This is a genomic window from Pseudaquabacterium rugosum (assembly GCF_038066575.1).
Taxonomy (GTDB): domain Bacteria; phylum Pseudomonadota; class Gammaproteobacteria; order Burkholderiales; family Burkholderiaceae_C; genus Pseudaquabacterium; species Pseudaquabacterium rugosum.
The window spans coordinates 1-18093 of the sequence record NZ_JBBUTF010000033.1; the positions used below are offsets into that span (position 1 = coordinate 1).

Below are 18093 nucleotides of genomic sequence, written 5' to 3' on the forward strand. Positions count from 1 at the left end.
AGACCAAGCGCAAGCGGATGGGCTGGAGCGACGACTACCTGCAGGGCTTGTTCGGCCTGACGCCGTGCTCAGCGCTTCAACCACAGGATCCGGCTGCGGGCTAATGCAATCGCCCTGGGACATGTACCAAGTGGAGCAGTGACCACGGTCTTGATCGCTTGCTTGTGCAGCCGAAACCGATGAACAGTTTGGCCCCGGAATTCCTAGAAGCCCCCAAAAGACAAATCGGACCAACTCAGTAGATACCGCCAGTCGGTCGGCATCTCTGCCGTACCGCACAAGGGGCATGGCGAATCAACACGACCGTCCCGACAGACGCCTGCCAGTTGCCATGGACGACCAGTAAGCCTCGGGCGGGACTGCCAGCATCAAGAGCCACGGTGCGGCCGGTGATGCTTGTGGGCTGCACGCCCGCACGGTGTCCCAACCCACAGCGCGGGCATGCCGTGGACTGGCTGTCAGCCCTCGGCCGTCACAGCCCTCTGCGTGACAGGACGGAACTCCGGCAAGGTCGGATGACGGTGCCGTGAACTCCCCGACTTCAGATCGTCGAGGTAGTCAGCCCAGGCTTGCATCATTTGCACGCGGCTCAGGATGAGCTCTGTGCGGTTGTAGGCTCGACCGTTGGCGTCCTTGACCGCATGGTCGAGCTGCATCTCGACCACCGACTCTGGGATCTCCAGCACCTCCACGATCAGAGTCCGAGCCGTGGCCCGGAAGCCGTGGGCTGTCGCGGTATCTGCATCGAAGCCAAGGGCACGCAGCGCGGCGTTCAACGTGTTCTCGGACAGGAAGCGCCCTGGACGCCCCTCGGCCGGAAACACCACGCCGGTGTGCCCCGTGTGCTTGTACAGAGCCTCCAGGATCGTCACTGCCTGCTTGGGCAGTGGCACGAAGTGCGACTGCCCATCAGCTTTTTCCCGCTTGGTGCGCTTCAGGCGCGCGGACGGAACGTAGAACAACCCGTTGTCCAAGTCGAACTCATCCCACAGTGCCTGCCGCAGTTCACCGGGCCGCAGCATCAGCATGGGGGCCAAGCGCAAGGCCGACTTCACGACGAAAGTGCCGCTGTAACCGTCGATGGCCCGCAGCAGGGTGGCCAGCGGCTCGGGCTTCACGATGGCGGCGTGGTGCTTCACAACCGGCTGCCGCAAGGCATCTCGGATGTCCTGGCAAGGGTCCCGCAGGTCCATGCCTTCGGCGATCGCGAATCGAAACACCCGACCGCAGTGCTCGCGGAGCCGATGAGCGGTTTCCAGGGTGTCGTTGCGCTCCACGGCACGGCAGGCCTCCAGCACGATCTTCGGCGTGAGCTCGCCGATGGGCAGATGGCCGAAGCGCGGGAACGCGTGCAGCTCGAGGCGGCGAATGATCTTGGAGCTGTAGGACTCCATCCACTGCTGCTTCTTGACTTCGAACCAGCGGCGGGCGATCTCCTCGAAGCTGCCGAGAGCAGGCTCACCAGCCCGGGCGCGACGGGCACCCTCCTGCTGCACCTTGCGGTCACGTTTGAGAGCTTGCCGCTGCAGCATGGGGTCGACCCCTTGGGCCAGGCTCGACCAGGCCTCACGGGCCTTCTTTCGAGCCTCCTCGAGCCCAACCTTGGGGTAGGTGCCCAGGCTCAGCGTCCTGCGCTTGCCTTCCAGCGTGTAATCCAGGCGCCACGCGTGGGTGTCGCCCCAGGCGAACGGCACCAGGTACAGCCCGCCCCCGTCGTTGAGTCGCCCTGCTCCGGGCTGGAGGGCCCGGATCGTCCGGTCACCCTTGATCTGCTCCACAGCCATCTTGTGGCCTCCTGCGCTGCACTCGGTTGAGAGCGCTGCGAAGATCCTGCGAAGGTTTTTCGACCTTCCGCAAAATCTTCTGCAACGGCGCGTGGATCGGATCGGACCAACTCGGACCAAACCGGAATGAAAAAAGCCCTAAGTCGTTGATGACAAAGGGCTTTTCGGATTCCGACGAACCTCGTCGGACACATGTTTGGTGGCCTGGGGCGGAATCGAACCACCGACACGCGGATTTTCAATCCGCTGCTCTACCAACTGAGCTACCAGGCCGCGAGCTCGCTAGTATAAGCCGATGTTGTCGGCCTGCGCAAGCCCTGTCGGAAAAAATCTTGGACAGCCCTTCAGACGCTGCCACGCAGCTTGCCGCGGCTCAGGTCCACGCCCAGTTGCTTGAGCTTGCGGTAGAGGTGGGTGCGCTCCAGCCCGGTCTTCTCGGCCACGCGGGTCATCGAGCCGTGCTCCTTGGCCAGGTGGAACTCGAAATAACTCTTCTCGAAGGCGTCGCGTGCCTCGCGCAGCGGGCGGTCAAGGTCGAAGCGCTGGTGTGCGCCGCCGGTGTCGGCCGGTTCGGCGTCGACCGGTGGCATCGGCGTGATCGGGGCCGTCAGTCCGCTGAGCCCGGCCAGCGGGGTGGCGGTGCCCGGGGCCAGGCTGCGCGCCCCCAGACCGGTCGGTGCACTGGCCAGGGCGGGGCGGGTGTCGTCCCGGCGCAGCGGGGTTGCGGTCAGGCCGCCGTGCGCTGCCGGCGCCGTGTGGGGGGCCGCGGTGGCCGGCGCGGTGGCGCCGGGTCGCACCAGCGACTGTTCGACGGCCTTCAGCAGCTTCTGCAGCGTGATCGGCTTTTCGAGGAAGGCGCAGGCGCCGTAGCGGGTGGCCTCGACGGCGGTGTCGATGGTGCCGTGGCCGCTCATCATGATGACCGGCATCGTCAGCTGGCCGGTGCTGCCCCATTCCTTGAGCAGGGTGATGCCATCGACATCCGGCATCCAGATGTCCAGCAGCACCAGATCGGGCCGTCGGTTCAGGCGGGCTTGGCGGGCTTGGGCCGCGTTCTCGGCCAGCTCCACGGTGTGCCCTTCGTCGGACAGGATGTCCGAGAGCAGGCCACGGATGCCGAGTTCGTCGTCAACTACAAGTATGGATGCCATGCAGGTCTGCGGCGTTGGCCGCCGGGCGGGCTTGCACTGGTCAGGCGCCGCGCCGGGTGTGGCAGGTCCGGCCTCAGGCGGCCGGTGGCGCGCCTGGGGGGGTCATGACCGCCGGGCGGACGGTCAAGCGCGAAAATGATAGCGAAACTTGCGCCCCCAGCACCTGGGGCAGCCCGCTGTCCTCGCCGGCCTCGGTCTGGCGGTTGGCGATGCGCAGCCGCGCACCGTGTTCGTCGGCGATCTTCTTGACCACCGCCAGGCCCAGGCCGGTGCCCTTGGTCTTGGTCGTCACGTAGGGCTCGAACGCGCGCTGCAGCACCGCCTGGCTGAAGCCCGGGCCGTTGTCCATCACCTTCAGCCGCACGGCGCGCACCTGGCCGTCGTCGCCGGGCAGGGTCTCGGTCAGCAGATCGACGCGGCCGTCGGCGCGCTCGGTGACCGCGTCCAGGCCGTTCTGGACCAGGTTGTGCACGACCTGGCGCAGCTGGCTGGCGTCCCCCTCGATCCAGGGCAGGCCGCCGCCCAGGCGCACCTGGAGCCGGCCCTGCTCGATGGCCGCGCCGTACAGGCCCAGCACCTCCTGCACCAGGGCGTTGAGCTCCAGCGGGGCCAGCCGGGCCGCGGGCAGGCGGGCGTAGTCGCGGAACTCGTCGACCAGCTTCTTCATCGCCTGCACCTGGGTGACGATGGTGCCCACCGAGCGCTCGAGCATCGCGCGGTCGTTGTCCTCCAGCTTGGCGCCCAGGCGGTGGGTCAGGCGCTCGGCCGAGAGCTGGATCGGGGTCAGCGGGTTCTTGATCTCGTGGGCGACGCGCCGGGCGACCTCGGCCCAGGCCACGCTGCGCTGGGCCGAGACCACGTCGCTGATGTCGTCGAACACCAGCAGGCGGGCGCCGCCGGCCAGCACGGCACCGCGCAGCAGCAGGTTCAGCGTGGTCTGCGGGTTCAGCGGCAGTTCGTAGGCGTCCTGCCAGTGGTCGCGCTCGCCGGCCTCGGGGTTGTCGCGGTGCAGCTCGGCGCGGGCCTGCACGGTGGCGGCGAAGTCGGCCAGACCCGGCACCTCGCCCAGCGGCCGGCCGCGGTAGGCGCGCAGCGGCTGGCGCAGGATGCGGGTGGCGCCGGGGTTGACGGTGTCGATGTGGCCGTCGCGGTCGAACACGATGACGCCGGCGCTCAGGCTGTCGAGGATGGTCTGCAGGCGGCCGCGGGCGGCCTCCAGCTGGGCCACGCCGCGCTGCACCTGGGCGCGGGCCTCGGCCAGCTGCTCGGTCATCTGGGCGAAGCTGCGGGTCAGGCCGCCGAGCTCGTCGCGCGAGCCGAAGACGGGCTTGGCGGTCAGGTCGCCGTCGGCCACCTGGCGCATGCCGTCGGCCAGCAGCAGCAGCGGGCGCACGATCTGGTTGCCCAGCATCACCGCCAGCAGCACGGCGGCGAACACCGACAGCACCAGCGCCAGCGTCAGCGTGCCCAGGTACATGCGGCGCAGGCCGTCGCGCGCCAGCAGCCGCTGCTGGAAGTCACGGTAGGCGGTCTGCACGTGCAGGGCCTGGGCGACCTGGGCGGCGGGCAAGGGCTGCACCGCCATCAGGTAGAACTCGCCGCCGCGCGGATCGTCGCTGGCGAGCAGGGCGGCCGCGCTGGTGGACGCCGGCATGCCGCCCGGGTTGGCGCCGGCCGGCAGCGGTGCGCTGTCGGCCGGTGTGGCCGGTGCCGCGGCGGCAACCTCGGCGGCGGCCTGTTGGGTCGCCGCCGTGCGCGGATCCGGTGTCAGGGTGTCGGGCAGGCGGGCCAGCACACGCACGCGGGCGTTGGGGGCGGCGGGTGTCGTGGGCGGGGCGGTGCTGCCGATCGAGCCGCCCCGCAGGGTTTCGTCGTCCAGGCCTTCGAGCACGTGGGCATGGCCGTCCTGGCGCGCCTGACGGATGAGCGAGGCCGCCGGACGCTCGGGCTGCAGGGCGCTGTTGCTGCCGCCGGTGCTGGCCAGCACCTGGCCCAGGCCGTCGAGCAGCACCAGGTCGTGGGCGCCCAGCTGCAGCCGGATCTGCTCCAGCTGGCGGATGTCGGGCAGGGCCTGGGCGCCGCCCAGGCGCTGGGCCGCCTGGCGGGCGCGGGTCTCGAGGATCTCGGCCGAGCCTTCCAGCGTGCTGCGGCCGAGGGCCAGGCCGGCGTCCAGGGCCTGGCCCAGGCTCTGGTCGCGGCTGTCGTCCACGCTGCGGGTGACGAACTGGTAGGACACGCCGTAGATCAGCAGCCCCGGCAGCACCCCCACCAGCACGAAGATGCCGGCCAGCTTGGCCAGCAGCTTGCTGCCGAACTTGCCGCGGCGCAGGCGCTGGGTCAGCCGGGTGGCGGCCAGGCCCAGCACCAGCAGCAGCAGCGCGGCCACCGCCACGTTGACCCAGAACAGCCAGACGAAGTGGCGCTCCTCCAGCAGCCCGGTGCTGACGAGCGACAGCGCGAAGGCCCCGACCAGCGCGATGCCCAGCATCGCCACGGCGGTGACCAGCAGTGTCCAGCGGACGGAGGCGCGGGTCATCGGCGGATCGTCGGCTCGCGTGCGGTGACGGGCGTCGGGGCCGCGGTCACGGCCTCAGCGCAGCTCCATCGTGCGCTCGACGCCGAGCTTCCAGTCGCCGCCCAGGTCGATCTGCATCGGGCGCGGCAACTGGGTGGTGTCGAGCTGCAGGCTGAACTCGAGGTAGTGGTCGACATCCGCGTCGAGCTGGGACAGCTCGGCCAGCCGCCAGCCGGCCACGCGCGAGATCACGGCCAGCGCCTCCGCCATCGAGGCGTGGACCTGGGACAGGCCGCCCAGCGTCAGCCGCCAGTTGGCCGTCAGCGGCTGGTAGCTCATGCGCCACTGGCGGCTGATGCGGGCCACCCGCTCGTCACGCCAGTACCAGCGCCGGCGCAGCAGCCGGGCCTCGGCCGCGAAGTACACCGGCACGCCGCGGCGCAGCGCCTCCTCGACGGCGCCGCTGAGCTGCAGCCGGGCCTGGTAGTCCAGCACCAGCGCGCTGTCGGTCCGGCGCACGGCCAGTTCGAGCAGATCGATGCGTTCGGCCTGCACCGGCCGCAGGGCGGCCAGGCCCGGTCCGCCCAGCCAGAGCCCGACCGCCCGTCGCAGCCAGTGCCGGCGCGCCGGGGCCGCCACTGCGGGCGCGGGCGGGAGCGACGGCGGACAGGGCATGGGCGGGCAGGTGGCGGTCGGCTGCGGACGGGCGTCGGCGCCGGCGCGCGATCAGCGCCGGACGAGCAGGGCGTAGTAGAAGCCGTCGCCGGTGGCCACGGTCTGACCGGCATTGTCCGGCAGTGGCAGCAGATGGCCCGGGCTGGCCGCATGCAGCAAGGGGGGGATGGCCGTCTGGCGTTGCAAAAAAGCGTCGATCTGGTGCGCGCCTTCGTCGCGGAACAGCGAGCAGGTGGCGTACAGCAGCCGGCCGCCCGGCTTGAGCAGCGGCCACAGCGCGTCCAGCAGCCCGGCCTGGAGGCGTGCCAGCGCGGGGATGTCGCTGGCGCGCCGCAGCCAGCGCACGTCCGGATGGCGTCGCACGATGCCCGATGCGCTGCACGGCGCGTCCAGCAGGATGGCGTCGAAGGGGCGGCCGTCCCACCAGGCGTCGGTCCGGGCGGCGTCGGTGGCCTGCAGGCCGGCCTGCAGGCCGAGACGCTCCAGCGTCTGCCCGACGCGCTGCAGGCGCTGGGCATCGGCATCGAGCGCCAGCACCTCGAGGTCGGCGCGTTCGAGCAGGTGGGCCGTCTTGCCGCCGGGCGCCGAGCAGGCGTCCAGCACCCGCGCGCCGGGCGGCAGCGGCGGCAACTGGCCCTCGGCGTCGATCAGCAGCGCGGCCGCGCGCTGGGCGGAGCGGTCCTGCACCGACACCCAGCCGGCGTCCCAGCCCGGCAGCTGCTGCACGGGGCAGGGGCGCTCCAGCGCGAGACCCTGGTCGCCTTCGGGCAGCGGCGCATGGGCCAGACCGGCCGTGGCCAGATGCTGGCGATAGTCGGCCAGGCTGACGCGCCGGGTGTTGACGCGCAGCGTCATCGGCGGATGGCGGTCGGCCGCCTGCAGCAGCGCCTGCCAGTCCTGCGGCCAGTCGCGCCGCAGCTGGTCGATCCACCAGACCGGGTGGTTCCAGGCGCCCTCGGGCGTGGCGCGGGCCTGTTCGACCCAGTGCGCCCGCTCGCGGATGAAGCGGCGCAGCACGGCATTGACGAAGCCACCCGCCGCCGCATGGTGGCGGCGTACCGCCTGCACGGCCTGATCGACCAGGGTGTGGTCGGGATAGGGGGCGCGCTCGCCGTCCTCGGGCGGCCACAGCAGGGCCAGCGCGCAGCACAGCAAGGCGTCGACCGGCGGGGCGGGGGGCTTCGGGGCCATGCAGGACCGCACCGCACGGGCGGCGCCCCAGCGCCGCAGGACCGTGAAGGCCAGGGCCTGCACGCCGGCGCGGCGGTCGGGCGCCACGCGGGCCAGGGCATCGGTCAGCGAGCGGCCATCGCGCACGGCCGCCACCGCTTCGGCGCAGCCGGTCAACAACTGGTGCAGGGCGGGACCGGTGGGCGGGGAGACGGAAGAACTCATCTCGACCAGTCTATCCCCCCCGGCTGGTGCGGTTCCTGGCGCTGCCCGCACAATCCGGCGGCCTGCGGCGGTCGCGGCGCCGCGGGTCCGTTCTCGGAGCACGCCGGCCCGTGCCGCCGGCTTCCGCCACGCCGTCGCGCGGGCGACGGTGGAGAACGCCGTCCGCGCGGCCTCCTGACCAGACCATGACGCATCCTGAACCCCTGTTCCGCAGCGAGGACGAGCTGGCCGCGCTGCCGGCGTCGGAGCGCATCCGCTATCGTCTGCTGCGCTGCGGCCAGCGCCACCATGCCAACGACAACATCGCCGAGCACATCCGCGAGGGTGAGCTGGCCGAGCTCAAGGCCGAGGTGGCGAGCAAGATGCGCGAGGTGCTGCACGCGCTCGTCATCGACACCGACAGCGACCACAACACCCACGAGACGGCCGAGCGCGTGGCCAAGATGTATCTGGAGGAGGTGTTCCGCGGCCGCTACGTGCCGATGCCCTCCGTCACCGAGTTCCCGAACGCCTCGCGCCTGAACGAGCTGATGATCGTCGGCCCGATCACCGTGCGCTCGGCCTGCAGCCACCACCTGTGCCCGATCATCGGCCGGGTGTGGATCGGCATCCTGCCCAACGAGCACTCCAACCTGATCGGCCTGAGCAAGTACGCCCGCGTCTGCGACTGGGTGATGAGCCGCCCGCAGATCCAGGAAGAAGCCGTGATCATGCTGGCCGACGCGCTGCAGGACCGGGTCAAGCCCGACGGCCTGGCCATCGTGATGGAGGCCGACCACTTCTGCATGCACTGGCGCGGCGTCAAGGACGACGAGTCGGCGATGGTCAACAGCGTGATGCGCGGCGCGTTCCTGAAGGACGCCAACCTGCGCCGCGAGTTCCTCGCCCTGATGCCCAAGAAACACGCGACCTGAACGGTCGACCGCATCCGTCAACTGTCGAGGACATATCCCATGCTGGTCCGTCTGATGTACGCCAGCCGCGCCACCACGCCCGGTGACGCGGAGGCGCTGCAGGCCATCCTGCGCGCGAGCAAGGCCCACAACCCCGCCGCCGGCATCACCGGGCTGCTGTGCTGCTCGGGCACGATGTTCCTGCAGGTGCTCGAAGGGGGGCGAGACGCCGTCAACCGGCTCTACCTGAAGGTCGCCGCCGATCCGCGCCACCGCGACCTGTGCCTGTTGAGCTACGAGGAGATCGTCGAACGCCGCTTCGGCGCCTGGTCGATGGGCCAGGTCGACACCACGCGGCTGAATCCGGCGCTGCTGCTGAAGTACCTGCCGACGACGACGCTGGACCCCTACGCGGTGTCCGGCCGGGTCTCGCTGGCCCTGCTGGAGGAGCTGGTGGCGACGGCCTCGATCATGGGCGACCGGGGCTGAGCCGCAGGGCTCAGAGCTGGCCGGCCTCGCCGAAGCGCAGCACCGGCGCCAGCAGCCGGGTCGGCAGCTGGTGGATGGCGGCGTTGTAGGCCGTGCCTGCCTCGTTGAATGCCCGCCGGGCATAGGCCAGCTGCGGCTTGAGCTCGCCCAGCCGGGCCAGTGCCTCGCGCACGGTGGCCTCGTGCGCCAGCTCGGGGTGGTACTCGACCAGGGCCAGCAGGCGGGGCAGCGTGGCGCCCAGCACCGCGTCGGCCTTGCTCAGCTCGGCCACCGCGTCGCGGTCCAGCGGCTTGCGCTTGACCTGGGCGGACTGCTCGACGACCTGGGCCAATGCGCTCTCGACCGCCTCGATGGCGGCCTGCTCACCGCCCGACAGCACCGGGCTGACCGTGCGCAGCAGCGACTGCAGGGCCTCGGCGCGCTGGCCGAAGGCCTGTTCCACGCCCTGCCAGGCCGTCAGCACCTGGCGCTTGAGCCCGGTCACGCGGTTGTGCGCGCCCAGCATCCACAGCACCAGGATGACCAGCAGGCCGAGCGTGGAGGTGACGGGTGCGCTCATGGGGATGACCGAAGGTGTCGGTGCAGGAGGGACGGGTGGTCTCAGGCCGAGGCCGGTGCCTCTCGCCCGGCCTGCCATTGCGCATGGCCGGCGGCACGCAGCGCACACGCCGGGCACTGGCCGCAGCCGTGGCCCCAGGCCTGGCGCTGGCCGCGCTCGCCGAGGTAGCAGGTGTGGGTGTCCTCGACGATCAGGTCGTTGAGGGCGTCGCCGCCCAGCGACTGCGTCAGCGCCCAGGTCCGGGCCTTGGTCAGCCACATCAGCGGCGTCTCGACCGTCATCGGCGCGTCCAGGCCCAGCGACAGCGCCAGCTGCATCGCCTTCATCGTGTTGTCGCGGCAGTCGGGATAACCGGAGAAGTCGGTCTCGCACATGCCGCCCACCAGCACGTCCAGCCCGCGCCGCCAGGCGACGACGGCACCGAAGGCCAGGAACAGCAGGTTGCGCCCGGGCACGAAGGTGTTGGGCAGGCCGTTGGCGGCGACCTCGATCGCGCGCTCGCTGGTCAGCGCCGTGTCGCTGAGCTGGCCCAGCAGGGCCAGGTCCAGCAGATGGTCCTCGCCCAGCTTCGCGCCCCAGTGCGGGAAGCGTGCGGCCAGATGGCTGCGCACCGTGCGCCGGCAGTCCAGCTCGATGCGGTGGCGCTGGCCGTAGTCGAAGCCGATGGTCTCGACGCGGGCGTAGCGGTCGAGCGCCCAGGCCAGGCAGGCGGTCGAGTCCTGGCCGCCCGAGAACAGCACCAGCGCACCACGGGCCGCGGCGGCCGCCGGCGACGCGACGCTCATGACCGGGTCTCGCCCTGGCCCAGCACGACCCACTTCATCGACGTCAGGCCGTCCATGCCCACCGGCCCGCGGGCGTGGAACTTGTCGGTCGAGATGCCGATCTCGGCGCCCAGCCCGTACTCGAAGCCGTCGGCGAAGCGGGTGCTGGCGTTGACCATCACGCTGGCCGAGTCGACCTCGCGCAGGAAGCGCATCGCGTTCGGGTGGTTGGTCGTCAGGATCGCGTCGGTGTGGTGCGAGCCGTGGCGGTTGATGTGGGCGATGGCCTCGTCCAGAGCGTCGACCACCTTGACGCTGATGATGGGCGCCAGGTATTCGGTGTCCCAGTCGGCGTCGGTCGCGTCGACCACGGTCGCGCCGGGCACGGCGGCCAGCAGGGCCTTGGCACGGGCGTCGCAGCGCATCTCCACGCCCTTGGCGGCGAACACCGCGCCGATGCGCGGCAGGAAGGCCGCGGCCTGGTCGGCATGCACCAGCAGGCCTTCGGTGGCGTTGCAGGGGCTGTACTTCTGCGTCTTGGCGTTGTCGGTGACGGTGACGGCCAGATCGAGGTCGACCTGCGCGTCGACGTAGGTGTGGCAGTTGCCGTCCAGGTGCTTGATCACCGGCACCCGGGCCTCGGCGGCGATGCGCTCGATCAGGCCCTTGCCGCCACGCGGGATGATCACGTCCACGTGGGCGGGCATCGCGATCAGGCGGCCGACGGCGGCGCGGTCGGTGGTCTCGACCAGCTGCACGGCGGTCGGCGGCAGGCCGGCGTCGGCCAGCGCGCCCTGCACCTGCTGCCACAGCGCGAGGTTGGAATGGATGGCCTCGGAGCCGCCGCGCAGGATGCAGGCGTTGCCGCTCTTGATGGCCAGGCTGGCCGCCTCGATCGTGACGTTGGGCCGGCTCTCGTAGATCATGCCGAAGACGCCGAGGGGCACGCGCATCTGGCCGACGCTGATGCCGGTCGGCCGGCGCTTGACCTGCGTGATCTCGCCGACCGGGTCGGGCATCGCGGCCAGCTGCTCGCAGCCCTCGGCCACCGTCTCGATGACCTGGGCGCTGAGCTTCAGGCGGTCGACCATCGGCTCGGCCAGGCCGCTGGCGCGTGCGGCCGCCAGGTCCAGCCCGTTGGCATCGGCCAGCGCCGCGGTGTGGGCGCGCAGGCGGCTGGCCAGCGCCAGCAGCGCGCGGTTCTTGGCGGCGGTGGACGCGGCGGCCATCGTGGCGGCGCTGTCGCGGGCCTGGCGGCCCAGGCGGTCCATGTAGGCGGAGATGTCGGTGGCGGCGCTCATGGCGGATCAGGGGCAGCGGTGACGCGGTCGCGGGCCGTGGGCGGCCGGCGACGGGAAGGGGGTCGATTGTCCCAGATGTCCCGGATCGCCGTGGTCCGCGCGGGCTCAGCCGGTCCGGCCGAGGGCGTCCAGCAGCAGCAGCCAGGCGGGCGCGGTGAGCGCGAACAGCAGCGTCGACAGCACGATGGTGGCGCTGGCCTCGCCCTCGTGGCAGCGGTAGCGCTGGGCGAAGATCAGCGTGTTGCTGCCGGTGGGCAGGGCCGCCATCAGCACCACCACCTGCAGCGCCAGCCCGCGCAGGCCGAACACGCCCCAGGCCGCGGCCAGCACCAGCGCCGGCATCAGCAGCAGCTTGAAGGCGCTCAGGCGCAGCGCGGCGCCGAGGGCGGCGCGCACCGCCCGGCCCGGTGTGTAGGCCAGCGTCATGCCGATCAGCACCAGGCACAGCGGGGCCACCGCCGTGCCCAGCAGTTGCAGCGTTTCGTCGATGGGGCCGGGCAGCGGCCAGCCGGTGGCCTGCCAGACCATGCCGGCGACCACCGGCAGCACCACCGGATGGATGATGGCGTTGCGGGCGGTGGTGCGGGCCGCGGCCCAGATGCTGGCGCGCCCCTGCTGACGGGCCTGGGCCCGCGCCAGGTCGACCTCGGCCATCACGGTCAGCGTGGTCAGCAGCACCAGCGCGTGCACGCTGACCAGCGCGATGTGGATGCCGAGTCCGGCCTCGCCGAAGACGGCGCCGGCCATCGGCACGCCCACCTGCAGCGAGTTGCCGAACACCGTCACCGCCACGCAGGCGGGCCAGGCGGCCTGCTGGGCGGGCGACAGCGCCGTGCCGTCGAGCGCCTGCGCCGGCGCCCCACGGCGGTGCTGCCACAGGTAGAGCCCGGCCGTCAGCGCCAGCACCGGGCCGAAGAAGGCCAGCAGCGTGGACCAGGGCAGGGTGGACGGATCCAGCCGCGCCGTGGTGCGGAACAGCAGCGCCGGGGCGAACAGGTAGAACGCGGCCTGGCTGAGGATGCGCGCCGGATCGGTGCCGCCCACCGGCTCGCCCAGCCAGCGCAGACGGCCACCGGCCCAGCCCAGCACCACGGTACAGAAGATCGCCAGCAGCTTCGAGACAACGGCCCAGGACATCGTGGGCCGGATGATGCCCGGACGAGGGGCCGCGCCGATGTGGGTTCCCGCAGGCGGGCTCTGCAGGCGCGGGCGCCGGCCGGGCCCGCGGCGCATCGGTCGGCCCCTGAGGTCAGGCGTCAGGGAGGGCCGACCGCTGACGGCAGCGGCGGTGCCGTGCCGCCGCCGCCGCTGCGGTGATCAGCCTTCGGCCGCGGTCTTGCGGGCGGCCGTCTTGCGCGCCGCGCCCTTGGCGGCCGGCGCGCGGGCGGCGCGCGGCTCGAACTCGAAGCCGACCTTGCCCTCCTTGCCATCCCAGACCAGGAAGGCCTTGAACTTGCGCTTGGTGCGGTTGGAGACGAAGCCGTCGAGCAGATCGGTCTTGCCGGTGGCCAGCAGCTTGGTCATCTGCTCCAGGCTGACCGGCTGGGTGAGGATGATCTTGCCGGTCTTGAAGTCACAGGTGGTCTTGGGGCCGACGCTGTGCTCGCAGACGTAGTTGCTGCCGTGCTCGTGGACATGGCCCTTGCACTTCGGGCAAGGGCCGGCACTCGGCTGACCGCTGAAGTCGACGGCCTCGGCCTCGCCGCCTTCGCCGCCGGCCTTGTCGTCGTCACCGAAGTCGAACTCCAGCTTCCAGTTGTTCGACTCGGCATCGGGCACCAGCTTGAGCTCGGCCGTGAACGGCCAGCCGGCCTTGGAGCGGAAGCCTTCCAGCGGGCCGATCTTCTTGTCGCGCAGCAGGGTCTCGGCCTCGTGCAGCTCGAAGCTGCGGCCGCCGGGGATCTTGCCGATCGAGAAGCCGCAGCCCGCGCTGGCGCCGTCGGCACCGGTGCAGGTGAAGCGGCGGTAGTTCTCCTTGACCACGCCGCCGCAGTTCGGGCAGGGCTCGGCCAGCGTCGCGTAGTCGCCGGGGATGGTGTCGCGGTCGTATTCCTTGGCCTTCTTGACGATGCGCTGGGCCATGTCGGCGATGCCGGCCATGAAGGCATCGCGCGACAGCCGGCCCTGCTCCATCTCGGCGAGCTGGTGCTCCCAGTTGCCGGTCAGCTCGGGCTTGGTCAGGTCCTCGACGCCGAGGCCGCGCAGCAGCGTCATCAGCTGGAAGGCCTTGGCGGTGGGGATCAGCTCGCGCCCTTCGCGCAGCATGTACTTCTCGGTGATCAGGCCTTCGATGGTCTGCGCGCGGGTGGCTGGCGTGCCCAGGCCCTTCTCGGCCATGGCCTCGCGCAGTTCGTCGTCGTCGATCATCTTGCCGGCGCCTTCCATCGCCGACAGCAGCGTGGCTTCGGTGTAGCGCGCGGGCGGCTTGGTCTTGAGCGCGGCCACGTCGGCGTATTCGTTGGCCACGATCTCGCCGGGCTTGACCGGCACCAGCGTGCCGTCGCCGTCGTCCTCGTTCTGGGCTTCCTTGCCGTAGACGGCCAGCCAGCCGGCGTTGACCAGCACCTTGCCGTTGGTCTGGAAGCAGTGCTCGGCGCCGTCGGCCTTGCCCTTGACGCGCGTGATGCGGGTCGTGACCTGGAACTCGGCCGACGGGTAGAAGATCGCGATGAAGCGCTTGACCACCAGGTCGTAGAGCTTGGCCTCGGCCTCGCTCAGGCTCTTGGGCGCCTGCAGCGTCGGGATGATGGCGAAGTGGTCCGACACCTTGGCGTTGTCGAAGACCCGCTTGCTCGGCTTCACATAACCGTCATTCAGCGCCTTGCGTGCATGCTGGCCGAGGACCCTCAGGGGGCCGGGTAGGTCCTCGTCGGCCAGCATGGTGAAGGTGTTCTTCACCGTGGCCAGGTAGTCCTCGGGCAGGTGGCGCGAGTCCGTCCGCGGGTAGGTCAGCACCTTGTGCTTCTCGTAGAGCGCCTGGGCCAGCGACAGCGTGGTCTTGGCCGAGAAGCCGAAGCGGCTGTTGGCCTCGCGCTGCAGCGTGGTCAGGTCATAGAGGCCCGGGCAGGCGCTGGTCGAGGGCTTGGACTCCTCGGTGACGACGGCCGGCTGGCCCAGCACCGCGTCGCGGATCGCGTGGGCCTGGGCCTCGGTCCAGATGCGGTCGCCGCGCCGGTCGCCTTCGGGCACCGGGTTGGCGGCGTCCGGTCCGATCGCCTTGTCCTTCTTGTAGGCGGGGTCGAACCACTTGCCCTCGTAGCCGCCGGCCTCGGCCTCGAAGCCGGCCTTGATCTCCCAGTAGGCGCGGGCGACGTGCTTGCGGATCTTCTCCTCACGTTCGACGACCACCGACAGCGTGGGCGTCTGCACGCGTCCGACGGTGGTCAGGAAGAAGCCGCCGTCGCGCGAGTTGAAGGCCGTCATGGCCCGCGTGCCGTTGATGCCGACCAGCCAGTCGGCCTCGGAGCGGCTGCGCGCCGCATCGGCCAGGCCGGCCATCTGCGCGTCGCTGCGCAGGCGGTCGAAGCCGTCGCGGATGGCCTGCGGCGTCATGCTCTGCAGCCACAGGCGCTGGACCGGCTTGTCGAGCTTGCCCTTGCCGCCATCGGCGTACTGCACGATCAGGCGGAAGATCAGTTCTCCCTCGCGCCCCGCGTCACAGGCGTTGATCAGCGCGGTGACGTCCTTGCGCTTGACCAGACGGACCACGGCCTGCAGCCGCGACTTGTTCTTGTCGATGGGCGCCAGATCGAAGTGCGGCGGCACCACCGGCAGGTGGGCGAAGCTCCACTTGCCGCGCTTGACGTCGTATTCCTCGGGCGCCTTGATCTCGACCAGATGGCCGACCGCGCTGGTGACGACGTACCGCTCATTCTCGAAGTGATCGGCGTCCTTGTCGAACTTGCCGGCCACGGGCGTCAACGCGCGCACGATGTCCTGCGCGACGCTGGGCTTCTCGGCAATGATCAGGGTCTTGCTCATGTCTGTGGGTCGGTGCTCTCGGGGGCGGATGGCCGTGCCTACAATCCCGCCGGTCTCGCGCGCACCCGCTCGTACACGTGTGCGCGCCCATGAAACCACTTTAACCAATGGGTCGCCGCGTGCAAGCCAAAGCCAGGAAGTCCGGGGGCGCCGGTCCCTCCGCCGGGAGCCAGCCGCTCCGCCAGCCGCGGGCCGATGCCGCACCCGCTCCGGCCGGTGGCAAGAAGGCGGCCCGTCCGGCGCGGGCCGACGTGGCCTCCACCGGCCTGCGCGCCGCGACGCCCAGCGCCAAGTCGCTGGCCGGCCGCCGCATCCAGGTGCGGCGCAGCAGCGTGCACGGCCGTGGCGTGTTCGCGGTGCAGGCGATTCCCGCCGGCACCGAGCTGATCGAGTACGAAGGCGAGACCATCAGCTGGGAGGAGGCGCTGCGCCGCCACCCGCACGACCCGTCGCAGCCCGACCACACCTTCTATTTCCACATCGACGATGCCCGCGTCATCGACGGCAACATCGGCGGCAACGCCTCGCGCTGGATCAACCACAGCTGCGAGCCGAACTGCGAGGCCGAGGAAGACGGCGACCGCGTCTTCATCAAGGCCCTGCGCGACATCGCCTCGGGCGAGGAGTTGTCGTTCGATTACGGGCTGATCATTGACGAACGTTACACACCGGCACTGAAGAAGCGCTTTGCCTGCCACTGCGGCAGCACGCACTGCCGGGGTACCATGCTGGCGCCCAAGCGTTGACGATGAGCGGGGCGGTGCGGCCCTCGCGGGCCCTGCATCGCAGGACGCGTCGATCGCGCGTTGGGTGCGCCGCTGTACCGCAGGCCGGTGCGCCGTTCCAAGCCGTACGATGACCCTGCCCCTCCGCCTCGACTGGATGCTGCCCGCGCTGCAGGCCCGGCTGCAGCCCCTGCTGCCCGGTCTGCAGGCGCAGGCCGTGGCCGAGACCGGATCGACCAATGCGGATCTGCTGGCCTGGCCGCGGACCCTGGGGGCGCCCGGCTCGGTGCTGGCGCCGTGTCTGCGCGTGGCCGAGGTCCAGACCGCGGGCCGGGGCCGTTTGGGCCGCTCCTGGGATGCGGCGGCCGGCCGCTCGCTGACCTTCAGTCTCGGCCTGCCGTATGCGCCGCGCGACTGGTCGGGGCTGTCGCTGGCCGTCGGTCTGGCGGTGGCCACGGCGCTGGATCCCCTGGCCACGCCCACCGATGTGCCGCGCCTGTGGCTGAAGTGGCCCAACGACCTGATGCTGCGGCCGGCCGGCGCACCGGCCGCGGCCGCCGGCAAGCTCGGTGGCGTGCTGATCGAGACCCTGCCCTGGGGCGACCAGCCGCGCTGGACCGTGATCGGCATCGGCCTGAACCTGCAGGCGGTCGACGCGGCTGCCGTCGCCGATCCCGCCGCGCCCCTGCCGCCGTGGCCCCGTGCGGCCCTTCAGGCGCTCGACCCGGCCCTGGCCACCGACGCCCCGGCCGTCCTCGCCCGGGTGCTGCCGCGTCTGGCCCAGGTGCTGCTTGATTTCGTCGACCCGGGCTTCGCGGCCCTGCACCCGGCCTGGTCCGCACGCGATCTGCTGCACGGCCTGCCGCTGGTGACCACGCTGCCGGCCTGGCCCGACGGGGTGGCTGACGGGGTCGATGCCCAGGGCTGCCTGTGGCTGCGTCGCGGTGCCGCGCGCCATGCGCTGGCCAGTGGCGAGGTCAGCGTCCGTCCGGCCGCTGTTTCCGCGGGGCTGCCGCCCGCCTGACCGGATCCGTTTCCATGCTGCGCGCTTTCATCCTCCTGCTGGTCCTGGTCAACGTCGGCCTGCTGCTGCTGCGCCAAGGCCAGTTCGGCGATGTGCCGGGGACCGGCGAAGCCGAACGCGAGCCGGCCCGTGTCGCGCGGCAGGTCAACCCCAACCTGGTCCAGGTCGTGCCGCCGCAGCAGGCCAGCGCCGCGCTGCAGGCTGAGGCGGCCTCGGCCGCCGCGCGCAATCCGGCCCTGCATTGCACCCAGGCGGGCCCCTTCACCGAGCCCGAGCTGCTGCTGGCCGAGGCCTCGCTGCGTGCGGCCGGCTTCGTCGAGGCCCAATGGCACCGCGTGACGCAGGAAGACAGCGGCAGCTACATGATCTACATGGGGCCCTACGGCGAGCCCGGCCTGCTCGAACGCAAGGAGGCCGAGTTGCAGCGCCGACGGGTCGGTGCCCAGCGCATCCCGGGCAACGACCCGATGGGCCCGGGGCTGGATCTGGGCCGCTACACGCTGCAGGCCGAGGCCGAGGCCGACCTGCTGCGCCTGAACGGCCGCGGCGTGCGGTCGGCCCGTGTCGAGGTGCTGCGGCCGGCCCAGTTCGTCACCCTGCTGCAGGTGCCGCGCGCCGATGCCGCGCAGCTGCGCCTGCTGGCCGGGTCCAAGCTGCCCAACGGTGCGGCCTTCGTCGCCTGCGTCGAGGAGGGTGAGGATGAGGCCGGTGCCGCGGAGGCGGCCAGCGCGCCGGCATCGGCCGCGCCGGCGGCCCTCGCGGCGTCGCGTCCGGCGGCGGCCGCTTCGCGTGCGCGTCGCCGCGCGTCGGCCGCGGGCTGAGTCGCCCCTCGGCTCG

The 18093-nt window shown here is 71.4% G+C and carries 14 protein-coding genes, 1 tRNA gene and 1 pseudogene; 5 read left to right on the forward strand and 11 right to left on the reverse strand.

The genetic code is table 11. The features are described 5' to 3' along the window. Positions 1-458: 458 nt before the first annotated feature. The 6 genes from AACH11_RS23190 to rsmB form a co-directional block, all read right to left on the reverse strand. A complete protein-coding gene (locus AACH11_RS23190; RefSeq protein WP_341376663.1) occupies positions 459-1784 on the reverse strand; it encodes a tyrosine-type recombinase/integrase in 1326 nt (441 codons plus the stop codon). A 197-nt stretch (positions 1785-1981) separates the two neighbouring features. Beyond that, positions 1982-2057: transfer RNA gene (locus AACH11_RS23195), tRNA-Phe, on the reverse strand. Positions 2058-2128: 71 nt separating this feature from the next. After that, on the reverse strand, positions 2129-2935 hold the full coding sequence (locus AACH11_RS23200; RefSeq protein ID WP_341376664.1) for a response regulator: 807 nt from the start codon (positions 2933-2935) through the stop codon (positions 2129-2131). Positions 2936-3008: 73 nt separating this feature from the next. Continuing rightward, entirely contained in the window at positions 3009-5471 is a 2463-nt protein-coding gene (locus tag AACH11_RS23205) for a sensor histidine kinase (protein ID WP_341376665.1), read from the reverse strand. A 54-nt stretch (positions 5472-5525) separates the two neighbouring features. Further along, a complete protein-coding gene (locus AACH11_RS23210; protein ID WP_341376666.1) occupies positions 5526-6125 on the reverse strand; it encodes a DUF4390 domain-containing protein in 600 nt (199 codons plus the stop codon). 51 nt (positions 6126-6176) lie between these two features. Beyond that, positions 6177-7520 (reverse strand): 16S rRNA (cytosine(967)-C(5))-methyltransferase RsmB, encoded by a 1344-nt coding sequence (gene rsmB / locus AACH11_RS23215; protein ID WP_341376667.1) that lies wholly within the window; start codon positions 7518-7520, stop codon positions 6177-6179. A 185-nt stretch (positions 7521-7705) separates the two neighbouring features. On the opposite strand from rsmB, the gene folE reads away from it, so the two are divergent. Together folE and AACH11_RS23225 are read left to right on the forward strand one after the other, a co-directional pair. Next, positions 7706-8434 carry a GTP cyclohydrolase I gene (gene folE / locus AACH11_RS23220; protein ID WP_341376668.1) on the forward strand — a complete coding sequence of 243 codons (729 nt, stop codon included), beginning with the start codon at positions 7706-7708 and terminating at the stop codon, positions 8432-8434. 39 nt (positions 8435-8473) lie between these two features. Continuing rightward, positions 8474-8902 (forward strand): BLUF domain-containing protein, encoded by a 429-nt coding sequence (locus tag AACH11_RS23225; protein ID WP_341376669.1) that lies wholly within the window; start codon positions 8474-8476, stop codon positions 8900-8902. Between the two features lie 10 nt (positions 8903-8912). Here AACH11_RS23225 and AACH11_RS23230 read toward each other — a convergent pair whose 3' ends face one another. The 5 genes from AACH11_RS23230 to AACH11_RS23250 form a co-directional block, all read right to left on the reverse strand. Then, a complete protein-coding gene (locus tag AACH11_RS23230) occupies positions 8913-9461 on the reverse strand; it encodes a LemA family protein (protein ID WP_341376670.1) in 549 nt (182 codons plus the stop codon). Positions 9462-9502: 41 nt separating this feature from the next. Then, positions 9503-10246 carry a 7-cyano-7-deazaguanine synthase QueC gene (queC, locus tag AACH11_RS23235; RefSeq protein ID WP_341376671.1) on the reverse strand — a complete coding sequence of 248 codons (744 nt, stop codon included), beginning with the start codon at positions 10244-10246 and terminating at the stop codon, positions 9503-9505. Beyond that, positions 10243-11526 carry a glutamate-5-semialdehyde dehydrogenase gene (locus AACH11_RS23240; protein ID WP_341376672.1) on the reverse strand — a complete coding sequence of 428 codons (1284 nt, stop codon included), beginning with the start codon at positions 11524-11526 and terminating at the stop codon, positions 10243-10245. The genes queC and AACH11_RS23240 overlap by 4 nt, the downstream gene beginning before the upstream one ends. 105 nt (positions 11527-11631) lie before the next feature. Continuing rightward, entirely contained in the window at positions 11632-12663 is a 1032-nt protein-coding gene (locus AACH11_RS23245; RefSeq protein ID WP_341376673.1) for an AEC family transporter, read from the reverse strand. Between the two features lie 180 nt (positions 12664-12843). Next, positions 12844-15507 (reverse strand): DNA topoisomerase III, encoded by a 2664-nt coding sequence (locus AACH11_RS23250; protein WP_341376674.1) that lies wholly within the window; start codon positions 15505-15507, stop codon positions 12844-12846. A 266-nt stretch (positions 15508-15773) separates the two neighbouring features. Here AACH11_RS23250 and AACH11_RS23255 point away from each other — a divergent pair. The 3 genes and pseudogenes from AACH11_RS23255 to AACH11_RS23265 form a co-directional block, all read left to right on the forward strand. Continuing rightward, positions 15774-16250 (forward strand): annotated as a pseudogene (locus tag AACH11_RS23255) (SET domain-containing protein); the annotation flags it as partial. Positions 16251-16362: 112 nt separating this feature from the next. Next, on the forward strand, positions 16363-17256 hold the full coding sequence (locus AACH11_RS23260) for a biotin--[acetyl-CoA-carboxylase] ligase (RefSeq protein ID WP_341376676.1): 894 nt from the start codon (positions 16363-16365) through the stop codon (positions 17254-17256). Positions 17257-17270: 14 nt separating this feature from the next. After that, positions 17271-18077, forward strand: coding sequence for a hypothetical protein (locus AACH11_RS23265; RefSeq protein WP_341376677.1), 807 nt, complete (start codon positions 17271-17273; stop codon positions 18075-18077). Positions 18078-18093 lie beyond the last annotated feature (16 nt).

Bases quoted from the DNA above. Each gene is read 5' to 3' on its own strand.
- AACH11_RS23190 (WP_341376663.1), bottom strand. From the start codon at position 1,784: ATGGCTGTGGAGCAGATCAAGGGTGACCGGACGATCCGGGCCCTCCAG.
- AACH11_RS23200 (WP_341376664.1), bottom strand. From the start codon at position 2,935: ATGGCATCCATACTTGTAGTTGACGACGAACTCGGCATCCGTGGCCTG.
- AACH11_RS23205 (WP_341376665.1), bottom strand. From the start codon at position 5,471: ATGACCCGCGCCTCCGTCCGCTGGACACTGCTGGTCACCGCCGTGGCG.
- AACH11_RS23210 (WP_341376666.1), bottom strand. From the start codon at position 6,125: ATGCCCTGTCCGCCGTCGCTCCCGCCCGCGCCCGCAGTGGCGGCCCCG.
- rsmB (WP_341376667.1), bottom strand. From the start codon at position 7,520: ATGAGTTCTTCCGTCTCCCCGCCCACCGGTCCCGCCCTGCACCAGTTG.
- folE (WP_341376668.1), top strand. From the start codon at position 7,706: ATGACGCATCCTGAACCCCTGTTCCGCAGCGAGGACGAGCTGGCCGCG.
- AACH11_RS23225 (WP_341376669.1), top strand. From the start codon at position 8,474: ATGCTGGTCCGTCTGATGTACGCCAGCCGCGCCACCACGCCCGGTGAC.
- AACH11_RS23230 (WP_341376670.1), bottom strand. From the start codon at position 9,461: ATGAGCGCACCCGTCACCTCCACGCTCGGCCTGCTGGTCATCCTGGTG.
- queC (WP_341376671.1), bottom strand. From the start codon at position 10,246: ATGAGCGTCGCGTCGCCGGCGGCCGCCGCGGCCCGTGGTGCGCTGGTG.
- AACH11_RS23240 (WP_341376672.1), bottom strand. From the start codon at position 11,526: ATGAGCGCCGCCACCGACATCTCCGCCTACATGGACCGCCTGGGCCGC.
- AACH11_RS23245 (WP_341376673.1), bottom strand. From the start codon at position 12,663: ATGTCCTGGGCCGTTGTCTCGAAGCTGCTGGCGATCTTCTGTACCGTG.
- AACH11_RS23250 (WP_341376674.1), bottom strand. From the start codon at position 15,507: ATGAGCAAGACCCTGATCATTGCCGAGAAGCCCAGCGTCGCGCAGGAC.
- AACH11_RS23260 (WP_341376676.1), top strand. From the start codon at position 16,363: ATGACCCTGCCCCTCCGCCTCGACTGGATGCTGCCCGCGCTGCAGGCC.
- AACH11_RS23265 (WP_341376677.1), top strand. From the start codon at position 17,271: ATGCTGCGCGCTTTCATCCTCCTGCTGGTCCTGGTCAACGTCGGCCTG.